General features: G+C 69.0%; 1 protein-coding gene. It reads right to left on the reverse strand.

The features are described from left to right. The coding region (locus tag ACTWQR_RS55930) for an MFS transporter (RefSeq protein WP_443235044.1) at positions 1-638 on the reverse strand (638 nt) is incomplete at both ends.

The following is a 638-nucleotide window of genomic DNA, read 5'->3' on the forward strand; positions in this document are numbered from 1 at the left end:
CGTGCACCTGGCCCTCCAGCTGGACCAGCTGCTGCTGGGCCTGGGAACCGGCGCCGCCGATGTGGTCCTTGATGTACGCCGTCGTCGCGGAGGCGGCGATGGTGTTCAGCAGGGCCGTACCGATCGCGCCGCCCACCTGCTGCGAGGTGTTGACCATCGCGGAGGCGACACCGGAGTCACGCGGCTCGACACCGTGCGTGGACAGGGAGAGGGCGGGCATGAACGCCGTACCCATGCCGAGGCCGAGCAGGATCAGCCCCGGCAGGATGACACTGGCGTACGAGGTGCCGAGCTCCAGCTGGGTGAGGAAGAGCATGCCGGCCGCGGCGACCAGGAAGCCCGGAGCCATCAGCAGGCGCGGCGGGACCCGGGTTATCAGGCGGGTGCCGATCTGGGTGGAGCCCACCATCAGGCCGCCGATCAACGGCAGGAAGGCGAGGCCGGTCTTGACCGGCGAGTAGCCCAGCACGAGCTGCAGGTAGTAGGTCAGGAAGAGGAACAGGCCGAACAACGCGATGATCGCGAGGCCGAGGGAGAGGTAGACGCCTCCGCGGTTGCGCTCGGTGATGACGCGCAGCGGCAGCAGCGGGGCCTTGACCTTGGACTCGGTGAAGACGAACGCGGCGAGCAGCACCACC

It is taken from the genome of Streptomyces sp. 2A115, from assembly GCF_052245575.1.
Lineage (GTDB): Bacteria > Actinomycetota > Actinomycetes > Streptomycetales > Streptomycetaceae > Streptomyces.